The sequence below is a fragment of the Chitinophagaceae bacterium C216 genome (assembly GCA_028485475.2).
Classification (GTDB): domain Bacteria; phylum Bacteroidota; class Bacteroidia; order Chitinophagales; family Chitinophagaceae; genus Niabella; species Niabella composti.
In genome coordinates, this window is record CP144143.1 from 1,269,888 (window position 1) to 1,287,997 (window position 18,110).

The 18,110-nt window shown below is 41.5% G+C and carries 17 protein-coding genes; 14 read left to right on the plus strand and 3 right to left on the minus strand.

Annotated elements, in window-relative coordinates; translation table 11 throughout:
• Positions 1–132 precede the first annotated feature (132 nt).
• The 12 genes from PIECOFPK_RS05265 to fabG all read left to right on the plus strand — a co-directional run bounded on the left by PIECOFPK_RS05265 (position 133) and on the right by fabG (position 13,314).
• Positions 133–1,158 (plus strand): rod shape-determining protein, encoded by a 1,026-nt coding sequence (locus tag PIECOFPK_RS05265; RefSeq protein WP_330973366.1) that lies wholly within the window; start codon positions 133–135, stop codon positions 1,156–1,158.
• A 278-nt stretch (positions 1,159–1,436) separates the two neighbouring features.
• Positions 1,437–2,090: a rod shape-determining protein MreC gene (gene mreC, locus PIECOFPK_RS05270; RefSeq protein ID WP_330973367.1), complete on the plus strand. Its 654-nt coding sequence runs from the start codon at positions 1,437–1,439 to the stop codon at positions 2,088–2,090.
• Positions 2,090–2,623: a rod shape-determining protein MreD gene (locus PIECOFPK_RS05275; RefSeq protein WP_330973368.1), complete on the plus strand. Its 534-nt coding sequence runs from the start codon at positions 2,090–2,092 to the stop codon at positions 2,621–2,623. The genes mreC and PIECOFPK_RS05275 overlap by 1 nt, the downstream gene beginning before the upstream one ends.
• A 107-nt stretch (positions 2,624–2,730) precedes the next feature.
• Positions 2,731–4,890, plus strand: a complete 2,160-nt coding sequence (gene mrdA / locus PIECOFPK_RS05280) for a penicillin-binding protein 2 (protein ID WP_330973369.1) — start codon at positions 2,731–2,733, stop codon at positions 4,888–4,890.
• 1 nt (position 4,891) lies between these two features.
• Positions 4,892–6,232 carry a rod shape-determining protein RodA gene (gene rodA, locus PIECOFPK_RS05285; protein WP_409966677.1) on the plus strand — a complete coding sequence of 447 codons (1,341 nt, stop codon included), beginning with the start codon at positions 4,892–4,894 and terminating at the stop codon, positions 6,230–6,232.
• Between the two features lie 76 nt (positions 6,233–6,308).
• The gene (locus PIECOFPK_RS05290; RefSeq protein WP_330973371.1) at positions 6,309–6,794 is read left to right on the plus strand and encodes an RNA polymerase sigma factor; all 486 of its coding nucleotides are present in this window, start codon (positions 6,309–6,311) and stop codon (positions 6,792–6,794) included.
• Positions 6,794–7,855, plus strand: coding sequence for a hypothetical protein (locus tag PIECOFPK_RS05295; protein ID WP_409966678.1), 1,062 nt, complete (start codon positions 6,794–6,796; stop codon positions 7,853–7,855). Before PIECOFPK_RS05290 ends, PIECOFPK_RS05295 begins: the two co-directional genes overlap by 1 nt.
• A gap of 11 nt (positions 7,856–7,866) precedes the next feature.
• Positions 7,867–8,700, plus strand: coding sequence for a hypothetical protein (locus PIECOFPK_RS05300; protein ID WP_330973373.1), 834 nt, complete (start codon positions 7,867–7,869; stop codon positions 8,698–8,700).
• A gap of 45 nt (positions 8,701–8,745) precedes the next feature.
• On the plus strand, positions 8,746–9,609 hold the full coding sequence (locus PIECOFPK_RS05305) for an outer membrane beta-barrel protein (protein ID WP_330973374.1): 864 nt from the start codon (positions 8,746–8,748) through the stop codon (positions 9,607–9,609).
• 139 nt (positions 9,610–9,748) lie between these two features.
• A complete protein-coding gene (locus PIECOFPK_RS05310) occupies positions 9,749–10,867 on the plus strand; it encodes a formylglycine-generating enzyme family protein (protein WP_330973375.1) in 1,119 nt (372 codons plus the stop codon).
• 128 nt (positions 10,868–10,995) lie between these two features.
• Positions 10,996–12,537, plus strand: coding sequence for a histidine ammonia-lyase (hutH, locus tag PIECOFPK_RS05315; protein ID WP_330973376.1), 1,542 nt, complete (start codon positions 10,996–10,998; stop codon positions 12,535–12,537).
• Between the two features lie 48 nt (positions 12,538–12,585).
• Complete coding sequence (fabG, locus tag PIECOFPK_RS05320; protein ID WP_330973377.1) at positions 12,586–13,314, plus strand: 3-oxoacyl-ACP reductase FabG; 729 nt, start codon at positions 12,586–12,588, stop codon at positions 13,312–13,314.
• Positions 13,315–13,327: 13 nt separating this feature from the next.
• Here the strand turns inward: fabG and PIECOFPK_RS05325 are convergent, their stop codons facing one another.
• Complete coding sequence (locus tag PIECOFPK_RS05325; protein WP_409966679.1) at positions 13,328–14,380, minus strand: 3-oxoacyl-ACP synthase III family protein; 1,053 nt, start codon at positions 14,378–14,380, stop codon at positions 13,328–13,330.
• Between the two features lie 256 nt (positions 14,381–14,636).
• Here PIECOFPK_RS05325 and typA point away from each other — a divergent pair, with 256 nt between their 5' ends.
• Together typA and PIECOFPK_RS05335 are read left to right on the plus strand one after the other, a co-directional pair.
• On the plus strand, positions 14,637–16,445 hold the full coding sequence (gene typA, locus PIECOFPK_RS05330; protein ID WP_409966680.1) for a translational GTPase TypA: 1,809 nt from the start codon (positions 14,637–14,639) through the stop codon (positions 16,443–16,445).
• Between the two features lie 163 nt (positions 16,446–16,608).
• On the plus strand, positions 16,609–16,836 hold the full coding sequence (locus PIECOFPK_RS05335; RefSeq protein ID WP_330973380.1) for a hypothetical protein: 228 nt from the start codon (positions 16,609–16,611) through the stop codon (positions 16,834–16,836).
• A 266-nt stretch (positions 16,837–17,102) separates the two neighbouring features.
• Here the strand turns inward: PIECOFPK_RS05335 and PIECOFPK_RS05340 are convergent, their stop codons facing one another.
• Positions 17,103–17,483: a VanZ family protein gene (locus PIECOFPK_RS05340; RefSeq protein ID WP_409966681.1), complete on the minus strand. Its 381-nt coding sequence runs from the start codon at positions 17,481–17,483 to the stop codon at positions 17,103–17,105.
• A gap of 20 nt (positions 17,484–17,503) precedes the next feature.
• Positions 17,504–17,881: a glycine cleavage system protein GcvH gene (gene gcvH, locus PIECOFPK_RS05345; RefSeq protein ID WP_330973382.1), complete on the minus strand. Its 378-nt coding sequence runs from the start codon at positions 17,879–17,881 to the stop codon at positions 17,504–17,506.
• Positions 17,882–18,110: the final 229 nt, after the last annotated feature.

Consider the following 18,110-nt stretch of genomic DNA (forward strand, 5'->3'; position numbering starts at 1 on the left):
GCCAGGGCGAGTATTTATCAAGAGAGTGTTAATAAAATTTTGGTGAGTAAAATCTGGTGTATTTATAGTTTTGCTTTGTTACTTTCGTGAAATTACTCCACCTTTGCCAACATATTTTGAATATATATAAGAATGGGACTTTTTAACTGGTTTACACAGGAAATTGCAATGGATTTGGGTACTGCAAATACCCTTATTATACATAATGATCAAGTGGCTGTAAATGAGCCAAGTATTGTAGCGCTTAATCGCAACAATCCTAAAGAAGTGCTCGCGGTTGGTAAGCGGGCATTGATGATGCACGAAAAAACCCATGAAAGCATCCGCACCGTAAGGCCATTGAAAGATGGAGTAATTGCCGACTTTAATGCGGCTGAGCTGATGATTCGCGAGCTCATCAAATTAGTATACCCCAAAAAGCCGCTTTTTCCACCTAGCTGGAGAATGATGATCTGTATTCCTTCTTCTATCACCGAAGTAGAGAAGCGGGCAGTAAGAGATAGTGCTGAGCAAGCCGGTGCCAAAGAAGTGTATTTGATTCATGAGCCTATGGCGGCAGCGTTGGGTATTGGGATTGATGTGGAAGAGCCGGTAGGGAACATGATTATCGATATAGGCGGAGGCACTACTGGTATTACGGTAATTGCCTTGGCTGGAATTGTATGCGACCAAAGTATCCGTATCGCAGGAGATGAGTTCACTGCTGATATCATGGAAGCGTTGAGAAGGTATCATAGCTTGCTGATTGGGGAGCGCACTGCCGAGCAAATTAAAATTCAGATAGGTGCAGCAACCAAAGATCTCGATAACCCACCGGATGATATACCTGTAAACGGTCGTGATTTAGTAACCGGTATTCCCAAGCAAATAATGGTTAGCTATCAGGAGATAGCTGAAGCATTGGATAAAAGCATTTTTAAGATAGAAGAGGCTATTTTAAAGGCTCTGGAACAAACACCCCCTGAACTTGCTAGCGATATTTACCGGAGAGGTCTTTATCTCACAGGTGGAGGAGCCTTGCTGCGTGGTTTGGATAAAAGATTAAGTCAAAAAATAAAGCTTCCCGTACATATTGCCGATGATCCACTGAAAAGTGTAGTAAGGGGCACCGGTATTGCATTACAGAACTACGATAAATATCCGTTTGTAATGCGTTAATAGAGCGACGCTTTATCCACCATTGTAAGTATTCAAAAAAATCCCCCCAGGGGGTTGGGGCAATGCGTAATATATTTTTGTTCATCCGACGGTCTTCAGTATTTATACTGTTTATAATTCTGCAAGTTCTTTGCCTCTCCCTGCTTTTTACCTATAATAGGTCGCACAGAGCCAAAGGGTTGGGAATTGCAGGAAGCATTACCTCGTATTTTAACCAGAAGTATAATTATTTCGAAGATTTTTTCTCCCTGCGGGAGGAAAACCGTCGTGTACACCAGATGAACGATTCCCTTGTGAATTTGCTTCGTCAGAATTTTGTAAGAGTAGATACCGGTACGATAGCGCTTTCCGATTCTTTACTGGGCAACCCCGCTATACAAAAGCAGTATGTATGGCGTAGTGCACAGGTATTGTACAGTACGGTAAACAGTGATAAAAATTATCTCCAGATCAACCGTGGAAGCAGCTCCGGAATTGCCGATGATATGGGCGTGTTTAGTTCAAACGGTGGACTGGTAGGAAAGGTGGTGAATACCGGCGAAAACTTCAGTCAGGTGATGAGCCTACTGAATGTGGTCAATAAATTTAATGTACAATTGAAAAGAACCGGCAGTGCCGGCATGCTTAGTTGGGACGGTAAGTCGCCTCAGGAGCTTACCTTGACTAATATTCCCAAAACCGACTCTGTACGGGTAGGTGATACCATTGTTACCGGAAACTATTCTCTCAGTTATCCGCCGGAGCAACTGGTAGGTACGGTTTCAAAAGTTTTAATCGATAAATCCAGCAATTTTCTTATACTGAAAGTGAAGCCTACAGCAAATCTGACCAATGTACAGCAGGTATTTGTGGTGGAAAATGTGAGTATGAGAACGCAAGAGGGGCTGGACCAGCAAACCCGGAATCTCATAGATAAAAAACCGGCGAATTAATGAGTGATTTGGTAAGAAATACAATACGTTTTATACTGTTTGTGTTTTTGCAGGTATACATTTTAAACAAAATGCCGCTATTACACGAACTGATAACACCTTATCTGTATTTCTTATACATTTTGTGGCTGCCCTTTTATATCAAGCGAGGTTGGTTGCTTATTTTAGGCTTTTTTCTAGGCTTATCCATCGATTACTATTCAATTACCCCGGGTTTGCATGCAGCGGCATGTGTGTTGATAGCTTATTTGCGACCATTTATCATTCATTTGCTTTCACCCAAAGAAGCTGCAGAGTATAGTAGTAAAGAGCCTTCCCCGAAAGCTATGGGCTGGACTTCCTATCTACTGTATGCATTAATTCTCTCATTTTGTCATAATTTCTATCTGCTTTTTCTGGCCTGGCTGTCGTTTGGTTCTTTTATAGTGTTCTTAATGAAAATTTTTGTGACCACAGCTATCAGTCTTTTGATGATTATTATCGCCGAGCTCATCTTCCCCCGCAAGCTCAGATACAGAACCAACACAGTTTAATTTTCTTTTAGTAAATATTTTGGGATAAAATTGTAAAAGTATGGGCGGGCACAATACCTTTGCAACATATTTGCAAATAACCTTAAAAATCTCCCATACCTTATTCTATGTCCGTGTTTAATCGTTCCAGGAGTTATATTATTCGGGCAATTTTTCTTTCAGTATTCTTGCTGATACTGGGACAGTTAGTGAATTTGCAAATACTGAGTAGTAAATACCATAAACTAGCCAGAGATAATGCCATTTTTGAGAAAATTGTTTACCCCGAGAGAGGCATTATCTACGATCGCAAAGGTCGCCCTATACTGAACAATACCATCATGTATGACCTGATGGTAACACCTGCTGAGGTAAAACATATCGATACCATGGCCTTTTGCCGGTTGATGGAGATCGATACAGCCACTTTCCGACAGAAAATCGTGGAGGCTATTATCAAGAATACAAGAGTAAGGCCTTCTATTTTCATGTCTCTTTTAACACCCGAACTTCAGGCACGTTTTGAGGAAAATAGCTGGAAATTTCCGGGCTTTGCATTGCAGGAACGTCCTGTGCGTACATACCCTTATAATGTAGGAGCACATTTTCTAGGTTATGTAGGAGAAGTTTCGCCCAAAGATATTGAGCTCTCGGGCGGGTTTTACCGTATGGGCGATTATCGGGGTAAAAGCGGGTTGGAATATACTTATGAAAAGGTGCTGATGGGCCAGCGTGGGGTGCAGTATATGATTAAAGACAATCGTAACCGGCTTGTAGGTAGCTATGAGAACGGTGCATTTGATACAATTGCAATAGCAGGTCGTGGTTTGAAGACTTTTATTGATGTGGATCTGCAGATATTGGCGGAAAAACTTATAGATAATAAAATGGGTGCGGTCGTTGCCATCGACCCCAAAACCGGCGGGATATTGGCTATGGCCTCAGGCCCTTTGTTTGACCCTAACGATCTTACCGGCACTGAAAAAAATAAAAATTACAGTCGTTTACTCCTCGATGTGAAGGGGCCATTGCTTAACAGGGCCATAAAAGGACAATACCCCCCGGGCTCAACTTTTAAGCCTTTAGGGGCACTTGTTGCTTTGGATCAGGGTATTATTACCCCCTCATTCGGTTTCCCTTGTGGAGGCCGTTATTACAATTGTGGTACCGGGAAGCCCGCTTGTACCCATGCCGGGGGTGGCCACGCTGCTAATCTTCGTCGGGCTATTGCCAATTCCTGCAATTCCTATTTTGTAGATATTTATAGGAAAACGATAGATAATCCTCGTATCGGAAATACTAAAAAAGGTTTTGAAGTGTGGGAAGATTATATGCACAATTTCGGGCTCGGCGTTAGATTGGGTATTGATTTACCTAGCGAGGATAAGGCCAATATTCCCACAGTAGCTGACTATGATAAGGAATATAAGGGCTCTTGGAGCTCCTGTACCAATCTTACCTTAGGTATCGGACAGGATAAAATGACGGCTACACCGCTGCAACTGGCCAATAGCATGTGCATTATTGCCAATAAAGGTTATTACTACACGCCACATTTTGTAGACAGTATTGAGAATGAAACTCCGGAAGATAGCGTCTTCATGAATAAATACAGACAAAGGCATGATGTGCTTACGCATATTTCCGACTCTGCTTACAACGCGGTAATTAATGGTATGCACGATGTGGTATTACACGGTACTGCAAGGGTGGCGAATATTCCGGGTATTGAGGTATGTGCCAAAACCGGTACCGCACAAAACTCAAGGTATGTAGCCGGGAAAAGATGGACCTTGAAGGATAACTCCATGTTCGTATGTTTCGCTCCCAAGGATGACCCTAAAATTTGTGTGGCTGTAGTAGTGGAAAATGCCGGATACGGAGCTACCTGGGCTGGACCTATTGCCCGTATTTTGATGGAGCAGTATTTGCTGGATTCATTGACGCCCAAAAGCAAGGCCGATTTGGAGCGGATTTCAAAGGCTAATATCTTACCTCCTTACATTCCTCGTTTGCAGTATTATACGGACTCGGTAAGGGCTGTCGAATGGTTAAAAGCTTATGGTGACAGTTCACGTATAAAACAATTTATAAAAGGAAGTCAAAAGAAAGATACCTCTGCATCGACTTCATCACAGCCTAAGCAGTTAAAGGCCGCTAACAATAAAGAAAAGCAACAGGAACAGCAAGAAAAGCTGCCGTTGCCAGTGCGCAAGGAAAATTGGGTAGCGATTGTGAGTAATCCCAGACCATATGTTTTCAAAGTAACGAATACTATTCATAATTAGCATGAGTCAGCAAAACGTCAAAATATCAAAGGGGATAGATATAGTGTTAATCATTTTATATCTGTTGCTGGTGTCCATCGGACTCATGGCTATTTTTGCTGTTACTTATAAGGAAGGCGACCCGATATTACAGAGTTTTCTCGGATATAAGACAGATTACAGCAAGCAGTTTTATTTTGCCTGTGTAGCTCTAGTACTGGGACTTTTTATTTTGCTGACTGACAGTAAATTTTTTCCCGCAACCGCTAATTTATGCTATGCAGGAGGAATTATATTGCTGTTGTTGGTGTTCCCCTTTCACTCTTCGGTGAAGGGAACGGAGTCCATTATCCGTTTCGGAGGTTTTCAGTTTCAGCCTGCGGAATTTTGTAAAATTACGGTGGCGCTGGCACTGGCTAAATATCTTTCTTTGCCCGAGATGGACTTTTCCAAACCCAAATCCCAATTAATTGCCGCGGCACTTACGCTCACACCAGCCGTTATTACAATATTTCAAAAGGAAACGGGGCTTGCACTGGTGTTCTTTGCTTTTTTTCTAGTTATGTACCGAGAAGGCCTACCCGCTGTTTATATTGTTACGGGCATTGGAATTGGCGTGCTAATAGTGGCAACCCTACTGCTGGATAAAAATGTGTTGGCTCTAATTCTTACAGTGATAGCTGGGCTGGTAATTTTGTTTAGTAGAAGGCAGATCAAGCGTAACAAGGCTATATTGGTGCGAATTATACTGATATGGGTAGTATGTGTGGGTATTCAACGGTTCGGGGTGCCCTTCTTGTTCACGCATGTATTTGAAAAGCACCAAGTAGAACGTATTTTCAGTACCATCGGAAAAGATATTCCGGAAGAATATCTGAAGTCCGAGGTGAAGATTGATGAAAAAACCGGTAAACAACTAAATACTGCGGATTATAATGTAAAACAATCCAAAATTGCTGTAGGTAGCGGCGGATTATGGGGAAAAGGACTGCTAAACGGTACTCAAACCCGGTATGGATTTGTGCCCGAACAGCGAACTGACTTTATATTCGATACCATTGGTGAGGGTTTTGGATTTGTAGGAAGTGTGGTATTGTTGGGGCTTTACTTGTTTTTATTATTTCGTATTGTAACCATTGCAGAAAGGCAGCGCAGTGTATTTAGTCGCTGTTATGCTTATGGAGTCGCCTCCGTATTTTTCTTTCATATTGCTATTAATATAGGAATGGCGATAGGACTAGCGCCGGTAATTGGAATTCCGTTGCCTCTGATCAGCTATGGCGGTACATCCTTGCTAACTTTTTCGATACTGCTTTTTATACTCATACGCCTAGATGCTGACCGACAGATGATCCTTCGATAAAAAAAATCCCCTCCCTGTAACTTTTTACATCCCTTAGCCGTATTAGTATTAAAGACAATTAGGAAATCAGGCTATCATGACAGAACGGGAGTATAATAATTGCGTACGGGATTATGCGGATGGGCTCTACCGTTTTGTTCTAAAAAGCCTGAAGAATGAGGCTGATGCCGAAGATGTGGTGCAGTCTGCTTTTGAAGAATTGTGGAAGTTGCGCAGTACGGTTATTCCGGAAACAGCAAAATCGCTTCTGTATACTATTGCCTATCGGAAAATGATTGACTGGATTCGGAAGAACAAAAAAATGAGTTTTGTAGAAGAAGTGGAAACACATGAAACTCGTACCGTACATCCGCCTGCCAACCTAAAGGATGCCCTTCATCATGCTTTGGAAAAATTGGATGCAACGAAGAAAGCGTTAGTGTTATTGAAAGATTACGAGGGGTATAGTTATGAAGAAATAGGTGGCATTACAGGTTTGAGTGAAAGTCAGGTGAAAGTATATCTGCACCGTGCACGCTTGCAGTTGAAAGCGTATATTGTTAAAATGGAAAACGTGTTATAGTGAAGGAGCTTACAGATATCAATATTGATAATTACGAACACTGGTTTTTACTACTAGTGGACGGTGAGCTCAGGGATGTCGGGCAGCGGAAAGCTTTGTATGAATTTTTAAGCCGCCATCCGTATTTGGAGCGGGAGCTGGGTATCCTCAAAGCTACCGTGCAGCAACCGGATGAGGAGATAGTGTACCCGGCCAAGAATAAGTTGCTGAAAGTAAGCGACGAAACGCTAATGCTATATCTGGACGGTGAGCTATCTCAGGAAGATAAACTGTGGGTTGAAGCAGTGCTGGAGCAGGGCGATGCGCAACCGCTACAGGAGTTACAAAAAGTATATCTACAACCGGATCTATCGATAACTTGTCCCCATAAAGAGAAACTTTATAAAAAAGCTCCTGTTAGTCATTTATCTTCTACATGGCTGAAAATTGCAGTAGCCGCTGTTTTTGCAGGAGTATTGTTAGCAATCTATTTTACCTTTTATGGAAAACAAGAGGAAGCGGTCCCTCTCGCTGCTAAATCACAGCAGAGCAGATCAGAGGAACATCTTTTTACAAAAGATACCGTACCTACTGGTTTCAATAAGTTAGCAATAGCCGTTTCACCCCACACCCAGCTAGTTCACAGTCAAGAGCAGCGAAATATAAAAGGTGGTTCTACGGATGTGCCGCAATCTACAATACTTCAGGAAAAGAGCAGTAAGGTAGGCACTGCAATTGTTAGGGAGCAAGAAAACATCGAAGTACAGGACCCACTATATGGTCTAACAGCAGTTGTGAAAGATGCTCCCGATATTCACCGAGTAAAAGAACCGGAGAGCCTTGCTCTAGATGTTACACCTGCCGTAGATATAGATCGAGAAAGCATTGCGATAGTGCATTCAGATATCATTCCCTCATCGCCGCAGGAGGTTACTACCTCTAAGAAGAAAAAATCTTTGATTAAAAATCTTGGTAAAAATATTAAAAATCGGGCCTTGGATATTTTAACCAATGGCGAGGATGAGGTAATTATCGCCGGATTCGCAGTAAATATTACTAACCTTAGGAATACAGAAAAATAAAAACAGTGTATATGCGTATTTATTTTAGTGTGATGACAATAATGTTGCTTTTTGCAACTGTTGCTTATGGGCAAGTTGATTCTACCAAAGTAAGTGTTGAAGTGAAAATAGAAAGTTCATCAGATAGAACTACTGAGAAGGAAGTATACAAACGTCCAGTAAGAGTAAAAACCAGCTGGTTTTCGGGTTTTGATTTAGGCTTTGCCAATTTTTCAGACCATACAGATTACAATAGTGCCGAAGCACAGGCTTTTGCGCCAGGAAGCAATACAGAGTGGTTTGATTTGAAGAACGGGAAGTCTATAAATGTAAACATCTGGGTTTTTCAGCAAAAGATCAATCTGATTCATACGCATCTTAACCTTAAATATGCATTGGGGCTTGAACTGAATAATTATCGTTATACCAATCCTATTCGTTTTAATAAAAATCAACCCTATGTTTCTTGGGATAATACCGCCGATCGTACCTATCGGAAAAACAAACTGGCCGCGGATTATGTAAATCTACCCATTATGCTAAATGTTAATTTTGGAAATCCGAGCAATCGTTTCGCATCTAATGAAAAACATTCAGGGTGCGGCGTGAAGGTGGATAAAGGAAAAGAATGGGGGTTCAGTGCCGGTATCAGTATTGCTTATCTATATAGCGCACGAAACAAAACCATTACATCGGATGAGGGAAAAGAAAAACTGAAAAATAACTTTAACCTGAATCCTTGGAAATTGGCTTATGTAGGGGAGCTGAATTTGGGGTATTTCAGTATTTACGGTTCTTACGCCTTCAAAAGCATGTTCAAGAATGGCCTCGACATGACTCCCTATACCATCGGCATCAGATTATAATGCCCGTGAGGGTAGATGAAAGCGATGCTGTATCTTTACAGTATTATGTTAGCCAGATTTTTATGCATCGTACTTTTTCTGATGCTGGCCATATGTGGTAAAGCTCAGGACGAACCCAAACCAGATACCCTAGTAATAGGTGGCGTAACTATTATCCGCGATAATGCTCCTATAGAGTCGGGGAGGAGAAGGTTTTTAAAAAAATTAAGTAGCAGTATTAGTCCTAGAAATGTAAAAACACAATGGGCTATTATCGACTTGGGTGTTTCTAATTATGCAGACAACACCGATTATACCGGTGTGGAAGCACAAGATTATGCTCCTGGAGCAAATGAAACATGGCTGGATCTAAAACCTTTTATATCGCGCAACGTCAACATATGGTTTGTGACCCAGCAGTTTAATCTTATTAATCATTATGTGAACTTTCAGTATGGGTTGGGGCTGGAGTTGAATAATTATCATTACAAGCAACCGGTACGCTATCAGGCTATTACCGAGGCTGTGCATAACTCCCCGGTAATGTACTTGGATCAGACAAACAACCGCTCCTATAGAAAAAATAAACTAGCTGCAGATTATATTACCGTTCCCATCATGTTGAATTTAAATCTGACGCCTACACGTCTCTACCCCTTCGAAATCAGTGCGGGTGTAAGTGTTGGATATCTCTATTCAGCCAGAAATAAGTTTATTAATTCCGATGAGGGTAAGTCCAAGGTTAGGGGGGATTTTGACTTGCGTCCTTGGAAACTGGCGTATATGGGCGAGTTGAATCTAGGAGTATTGCGTCTGTACGGCTCCTATGCATTTAAAAGCATGTACAAAAGAGGATTGGATATTACCCCTTACACTTTTGGGGTGCGAATAAAACCCACCGAATTATTCGGTAAGTTGGAGACTCCCTAAAAATAGTGATTGCAAATATTTTCGGTAGAAATCTTATAAAACAGTTCTTACAGTAACTGTATAATTGTTATTTCAATTAACTTTATCCGGTTTAACATTGATTTTACTCTAATTCTTCGGATTGAATAATTATTAATTAATGCTTCTGAATACAAAAAGATTTGCGCTACTTTCGATTATTGTTTTACTAATTGCTTGTAAAAATCAATCGGGAAGTGACGCCGATAAAAAGCGTGCAGATTCATCACACTCCTGCATGCAGGTACCATCCCGGTATATTACTGCTGACACTTCCAATATACCTTTCAGTGGGGATTCATCGTTAGAAGGAATGGTATTAATACCCGGGGGTGTTTTTGAAATGGGTGCCGATAACGATCAGGCCAGTCCCGATGAATATCCCAAGCATAAGGTACAGGTGTCTCCTTTTTATATGGATATTACTGAGGTGACCAATGCTCAGTTTAGAAAATTTGTGGAAGCCACCGGGTATGTGACAACCGCAGAACGGGCACCCGATTGGGAAGAAATCAAAAAGTCATTGCCCCCCGGCACACCCAAGCCGCCAGATAGTGTGCTGGTACCGGCATCGCTCGTATTTAAGCCCTCTGACGGTCCTGTTGATTTAAACGATTATAGCCAATGGTGGACATGGAAGAAAGGTGCCAATTGGCGTCAGCCCGAAGGACCGGGAAGCTCTATCGAGGGTAAAGATGATTATCCGGTAGTACACATAAGCTGGGAAGATGCGCAAGCTTACTGTAAGTGGGCAGGCAAGCGGCTGCCTACCGAGGCAGAGTGGGAGTTCGCAGCACGTGGGGGACTTATTAATAATATCTATCCCTGGGGTAATGAGCATGTGAACCAGGGTAAACCTAAAGCTAATACTTGGGAGGGGAAGTTCCCATATTTAAATGAACAGAAAGACGGTTATGTTAAACTAGCACCCGTAAAATCTTATCCTCCCAATGGATACGGCCTCTATGATATGGCTGGTAATGTATGGGAGTGGTGTAGCGATTTATATCATTACGACTACTACAAACAGTTAGAGGGAAAACTTACTGTAGATCCCAAAGGCCCCGATTCTTCTTATGATCCGCAAGAGCCCTATACACTCAAAAGAAGTTTGAGAGGGGGGAGCTTCTTATGTAACGACTCTTATTGCAGCGGATATCGAGTGGCACGTCGGATGAAGAGCAGTCCGGATACCGGATTGGAACACACAGGTTTTCGTTGTGTGAAAGACGTAAAATAAAAGTTAGGTTAGTATCGGGTAAAACTTCGCTACTACACAGACTAGGTATGTAGGGGAGGATATTTTTGGCAGCCAGACAGATATTTTGTTCTTTTGCTTCCTCAGTTTTAATAATATACAATTGTTTAATGATACAGATAGGCGGTAAACAGCTGTCTTTGAGGGATTTTGAGGAAATACTGCTACACAAAAAGCAGATTTCCATTGATCCGCAAGCGTTGGAGAAGGTTCAATCTTCTTTTGAGTTTCTCAAACAGTTTTCTGATCATAAACTTATATACGGCATTAATACAGGGTTTGGGCCGATGGCTCAATACAAAATTAGTAGCGAAAATACCCTGCAGCTTCAGTACAATCTCATTAGAAGTCATTCAAGTGGAGGCGGTGCCGTATTAAATCCGTTATTAGGGCGTGCTGTCATGATTACCCGCCTCAATAATTTTTTGCAAGGGTATTCCGGTGTAGTCCCTGACCTACCTATATTGCTGGCAGATATGATCAATGCCGATCTCATACCCTGTATTTACGAGCACGGAGGAGTAGGCGCAAGTGGCGATTTGGTACAACTGGCGCACCTTGCTTTAGGCGTGATAGGCGAGGGGGAAGTATGGTACCAAGGACAATTAATGCCGGCTGCACAGGGGTTTGAATTGGCAGGGTTAAAACCTTTGCAAATACATATACGAGAAGGCCTTGCGCTTATAAACGGAACTTCGGGAATGACGGGAGTAGGCCTGCTGAATATTATTCGTGCTCACCGCTTGGTGGAGTGGGCCATTGCATTGTCGGCTCTTACTAATGAGCTGATGGAAGTATACGATGATCATTTCTCCTACGAGCTCAATATCGTTAAGCATCACAAAGGACAGAATTATGTAGCGGAGGTTTTTCGGAACATTCTGAAAGACAGTAAGATGATTCGTAGCCGCTCTGAACACTTATATAATCCGGAGAATATTCAGCACGATGTGTTTGAAGACAAAGTGCAAGAGTATTATTCATTGCGCTGTGTGACTCAGGTGTTAGGACCGGTATATGATACACTATTACACGCTGAGGAGACAGTGGTGAATGAGCTGAATTCGGTGAACGATAATCCTGTGGTAGATGTAGCCAATCATAACATTTTTCATGGAGGCAATTTCCACGGCGATTATGTTTCATTCGAAATGGATAAGTTGAAAATAGCTATTACAAAGCTTACTATGCTTAGTGAGCGTCAATTGAATTATTTGCTCAATTCCAAGTTGAACCAAAAGTTTCCTCCTTTTGTGAACCTTGGTGTGTTGGGCTTCAACTTTGGTATGCAGGGAATACAGTTTACGGCTACATCGACAACTGCAGAAAGTCAGACGCTTTCTTATCCCATGTATGTACACAGTATTCCTAATAATAACGATAATCAAGATATCGTAAGCATGGGATTCAATGCAGCACAGCTTACCAAAAAAGTAATTGATAATGCATATGAAGTGCTGGCCATTCAAGCTATGACCTTGTTGCAGGGGGTGGACTATTTAAACTGTCAGGACTTAATGTCTTCAAAAACCCGGGCGCTCTATAATAGCCTCAGGAATATCTTTCCTAAATTTATTGAAGATAGTCCGATGTATAAAAGCCTTGCTAAAATGCGCAGTTGGTTGGAGGCAAATGCCGTATCTCAAATTTAGCGAAGGCGATTAGCTTGCATTGTAAAATCTCAACTTCAAAACTATAATATGAATTGTGCTTTAGTAACCGGAGGGTCGCGCGGTATTGGTAGTGCCATCTGTGTGAAGCTGGCAACCATGGGGTACCATGTGCTCATCAACTATAAAGGTAATCGAGAAAAAGCAGAAGCAACACTCAAAGCAGTAAATGAGGCCGGTAGTAGTGGAGAACTGTTGCAATTCGATGTTGCCAATCGAGAAGAAGTGCAGCGTGTGCTCACTGGATGGATAGAAGCCAATTCGGATAAGATAATTGAAGTGCTGGTCAATAATGCCGGTATTAAGGATGATGTATTGTTGATGTGGATGAAAGACGAGCAGTGGGATAATGTTCTAGACACGAGTCTCGGAGGATTTTTTAACGTTACCCGTATTGTTGTAAATAGCATGTTACGTCAACGATATGGCAGAATTATCAATGTAGTGTCACTGAGCGGATTAAAAGGACTTGCCGGGCAAACCAATTACTCAGCAGCAAAAGGGGGTATCATAGCAGCTACAAAAGCACTTGCTCAAGAAGTGGGTAAGCGCAATATCACGGTTAACGCCGTAGCTCCGGGTTTTATTAAAACGGATATGACGGCTGATATAGATGAAGCACAGATGAAACAACTGATTCCTGTAAACCGCTTCGGCACTCCCGAAGAAGTAGCGCATGCAGTAGGATTTTTGGCAAGTAAGGAATCGGGATACATTACGGGGCATGTACTGTCTGTAAATGGTGGATTATACACCTAGCCATTAACAAGTGTTACCATTTCATTATTGCACTTCCCCATGTAAAACCGCTTCCAAAAGCCGCTAGGCAAACGAGATCGCCTTCTTTAATTTTTCCTTGTTCCCAAGCTTCACAAAGCGCAATAGGGATGGAAGCCGCTGTAGTATTGCCGTAATGCTGAATATTATTGAACATCTGGTCCTCTTTGAGGTTCAGCTTTTGCTGAATGTATTGGGAGATACGTAGATTAGCTTGATGGGTAATCAACAGGTTAATATCATTTTGTTGATAACCATTTGTCGCTAATGCCTCTTGAATGGCTTCAGGCATTTTGACTACAGCTTTTTTAAATACAGTCTGTCCGTCCATATAGGGATAAATATCTTCTCGCTCTACCAAGTCTTTATTTATAAAAAGATTGGTATAGGGATTATTTTCATCAACACGGGGTTCCCATTCTTTATTGTGTACGCCTGCATGGAAACCTGGATTAGGCATGCTGAGAAGTTCGGCTCCTTCGCCATCACTGTGCAGATGAGTGCTTAGTATGCCACGATTCTCTGATGGTGATGGTTGTAGGATGACGGCTCCCGCTCCATCGCCGAAAATTACCGATACGCTTCTACCTCTGGTGCTGAAGTCTAAGGCAAAAGAATGTACTTCAGCGCCAATCAGCAGTATGTTTTTATACATGCCTGTTTTGATAAATTGATCGGCCACACTCAACCCATATACAAACCCGCTACATTGGTTACGGATGTCCAGTGCTCCAATTTCTTTCAGGCCTAGCATACGTTGCACTAGTACACCACAGCCTGGGAAAAAATAATCGGGACTAAGAGTTGCAAATATGATAAAGTCGATATCGCTTTTTTGAATACCGGCACGCTCAATGGCTATTTCAGCCGCTTTTACGCCCAATATGGAAGTGGTTTCTTCAAATCGTTTTGCATAGTGTCGGGTTTGAATGCCTGTGCGTTCATGAATCCATTCATCCGAGGTATCCATTATTTTGGTAAGCTCGTGGTTGGTAACTACTTTTTCAGGAATATATTTTCCTATTCCGGCAATAATGGTGCGATTCATACTAACAGTTGTTAATGCAGCAAGTTAATAAATACTTCAATTTATTCTCATCTGAATCTAAGCTTTTTATGTTTGTCTAAGCTATATGTCGTTTTCGCTGGTGAATAGCCAGCTAATCAGCCCATTATCTCATAATGGAGCAAAATAGTTTCAATTAGGTCAACCTGTGTAAAAGTCGTACCTTTGCGCTCTTTTTAGAAGGAGGGATGATTTATTAAAATCCGCCCTATATCTTTTTCATTTATATAAAGAACACATGAACATACGTAATATCGCTATTATAGCTCACGTAGACCACGGTAAAACCACATTAGTAGATAAAATCCTACACGCCACCAAAGTTTTCCGAGAAAATCAGGCTACCGGGGAATTAATTATGGATAACAACGATCTGGAACGCGAGCGAGGCATCACTATTTTTAGTAAGAATGCCGCCGTTACTTACAAGGGCGTAAAGATCAATGTGATTGATACACCGGGACACGCCGATTTCGGTGGTGAAGTGGAACGAGTATTGAAGATGGCCGATGGGGTGTTACTATTGGTAGATGCTTTTGAAGGGCCTATGCCTCAGACTCGTTTTGTATTACAAAAAGCTTTGTCTTTGGGGTTGAAGCCTATTGTTGTCATTAATAAGGTAGATAAACCCAACTGTCGCCCCGAAGAGGTGCACGATGCCGTTTTCGATCTGTTCTTCCACCTAGATGCAACAGAAGAGCAACTTGATTTTCCCACCTATTATGGGTCAGGTAAGCATGGATGGTTTAATGATTCCTTAACTGAGATCGACAATATTGAGCCTTTGATGGATGGCATAATTAAGCATGTGCCACCGCCCAGCGTGCAAGAGGGCTCCCTTCAATTACAAATCACCTCTTTAGATTATTCATCTTTCTTGGGACGTATCGCTATTGGAAAGGTAAGTCGTGGTGTTATCAAGGAAAATCAACAAGTAGCACTGGTTCAAGCCGATGGTAGTATCAGAAAGACCCGTGTAAAAGAGTTGTATGTGTTTGAAGGAATGGAAAAGAAAAAAGTAGCCGAAGTACCTGCAGGGGATCTTTGTGCTGTAGTAGGTATTGAAGATTTTAATATTGGTGATACCATTGCCGATGCGGAAAATCCGGAAGCACTGCCTGTGATAAGTGTGGATGAACCTACCATGAACATGACTTTCGGCATCAATAACTCTCCGTTTTTTGGCCGCGACGGTAAGTTTGTAACCAGTCGTCATTTGCGCGAAAGATTACTAAAAGAAACAGAACGAAATTTAGCTTTGCGTGTGGAAGAAACAGAAGGTGGAGAAAGTTTTCTGGTATACGGACGTGGCATTCTGCATCTGGGTGTATTAATTGAAACCATGCGTAGAGAAGGATACGAACTTACTGTAGGACAACCGCAGGTGATTACCAAAGAAATTGATGGCAAAAAATGTGAGCCATACGAAACCTTAGTGGTGGATGTGCCGGAGGAGTTTGCAAGCAAGGTAATTGATTTGGTAACTCGCAGAAAAGGAGAGCTGCTGGTAATGGAAACCAAAGGCGAAATGCAGCATCTGGAGTTTGATATCCCTGCTCGGGGGTTAATCGGATTACGTACTCAGATTTTAACTGCCACTACCGGCGAGGCTGTGATGGCTCACCGCTTTAGTGATTATAAACCCTGGAAAGGTCCTATTCCAGGAAGAAATAATGGCGTGTTGATTTCGAAAAATCAGGGTAAAACCACAGCTTACTCCATTGATAAACTGCAGGATAGAGGGACTTTCTTTGTAGATCCGGGTGAGGAAGTGTATGCTGGTCAAATACTGGCAGAAAATGTAAAACCTGGTGATTTAGTTGTAAATGCCACAGAAGAAAAGAAGCTTACCAACCATAGAGCCAGCGGTAGTGACGATGCTACACGTATTGCACCAAAAACCTTAATGACGCTCGAGGAGTGTATGGAATATATTCAGCATGACGAGTGCATTGAAGTAACACCCAATTTTATTCGCATGCGTAAAGTGATATTAGATGAAACCGAGCGTAACAGACAGGCTAAGAAAATGGCTGCAGAAGCTTAGGTAAGTCACCTAAATCATATAAACCTCCCGGGCAACCGGGATTTTTTATTGTAACCTTTTAAGCCTATAGTTGTTACAATAATAGTTGTATTGGAAACGTACTACGTGTATGTTCCATTCTAATGAATTTCGATTATTAAAGATCTAATTCTAACTTTGCATCATGATTAAGCGATTGGTCCTTTTCCTAGCCTTCCTTATTACACAATACACAGTGCTATTAGCACAATGCTCTATCTGTACAAAAACCGCACAGCAACTGGGTGAGGGACCGGCCCGGGGAATGAATACGGGCATTATTTATCTTGCATTTTTGCCTTTAATAGTAATGACTATTATTGGAATCCGTTGGTGGAAAAATGAAAAGGCTAAGAGTGAATCGTTTAAATAACCACATTGCAGTAATCTATAATAGCTTATTATTTTAACACAAATCAATTTTTTGGCATGATTTGTGTTTATTAATTATTAGAAATGTATTTTTGCTTAGAACCTAAGAGTTGAAGGGATAAAGCAAAAACGTTTTTTTTGATTACTTTAACAAATGCACAAAAATAAAGTCTTTACTATAGCGTTATTATAATAGAGACAAACATAAGATAGTCAATTTTCTCATAAGCAGTTAGTTTTGGTTGCGACCCCTGTTTCTACAGGGGTTTATTTTTGGGCTGATATTTTCAGACTAATAAGTAATCCCAAAATAGCTCCTGCTGCATCTGCTACCACATCCCATCCATCGTAACTTCTGTAAGGTATAAAATGTTTTTGCACGAGTTCTAGGATATATCCCAGGAATATTCCCGCAAGAGTAATCCATACAAGCTTTTTACGAAAAAGGGCCTTAGGTTTATTGCTGATAGCTCGCCCCCAGAAAATCACAAAGAGAGCAAAGAGTATAAAGTGGATATATTTATCTATGTGTGGAATGCTAAAAAGAGATGAACTCTCAGGCTCAGAGGAGCCCGGTATGCACAATAGCGTTACGATAATGGCCGACCACAAAAGGGCCGGCCAGTGACTATTCAATATTTTTTTCAAAACTTGGTATTGTAGTAGAATTATCCTGTAATAGCTTCATAAGCTGCCGCATCAAGTAAACTATCCACATCTGCGGGGTTATCTACTGTCATTTTGATCATCCAGCCTTCGCCATAGGGGTCGGTATTTACCAGTTCAGGTGCATTAGCAAGCGCCGGATTTAATTCGGTAATTGTTCCGCTTACCGGCAGATACAAGTCCGAAACTGTTTTTACAGCTTCCACCGTGCCGAACACATCATTTGCATTCAGTTTCTTACCTACGGTTTCAACTTCTACAAATACAATATCTCCCAGCTCTCTTTGAGCAAAATCGGTAATACCCACTGTGGCGATATTGCCCTCCAATCTAATCCATTCGTGGTCTTTCGTGTAGCGCAGTGTATCAGGATAACTCATAGCTTGATATGATTTTGAGGTACAAATATGGTTAAATCCCTTTAATATTTCCCGAAAATAAAAATATTTTTTTCACACCTGAAGTTGTCGGTATAAGTGTTTAGAAAATAATAAAGTGTAATGCTTGATGTGAGCTTTCTCGTGAAAAATAAAAACTCCATTACCATTTATGCTGACTTCTTTTGCGTTCGTCGGTTGTTTTATGCCGTTCACCGCTAAGTGCTTTTTG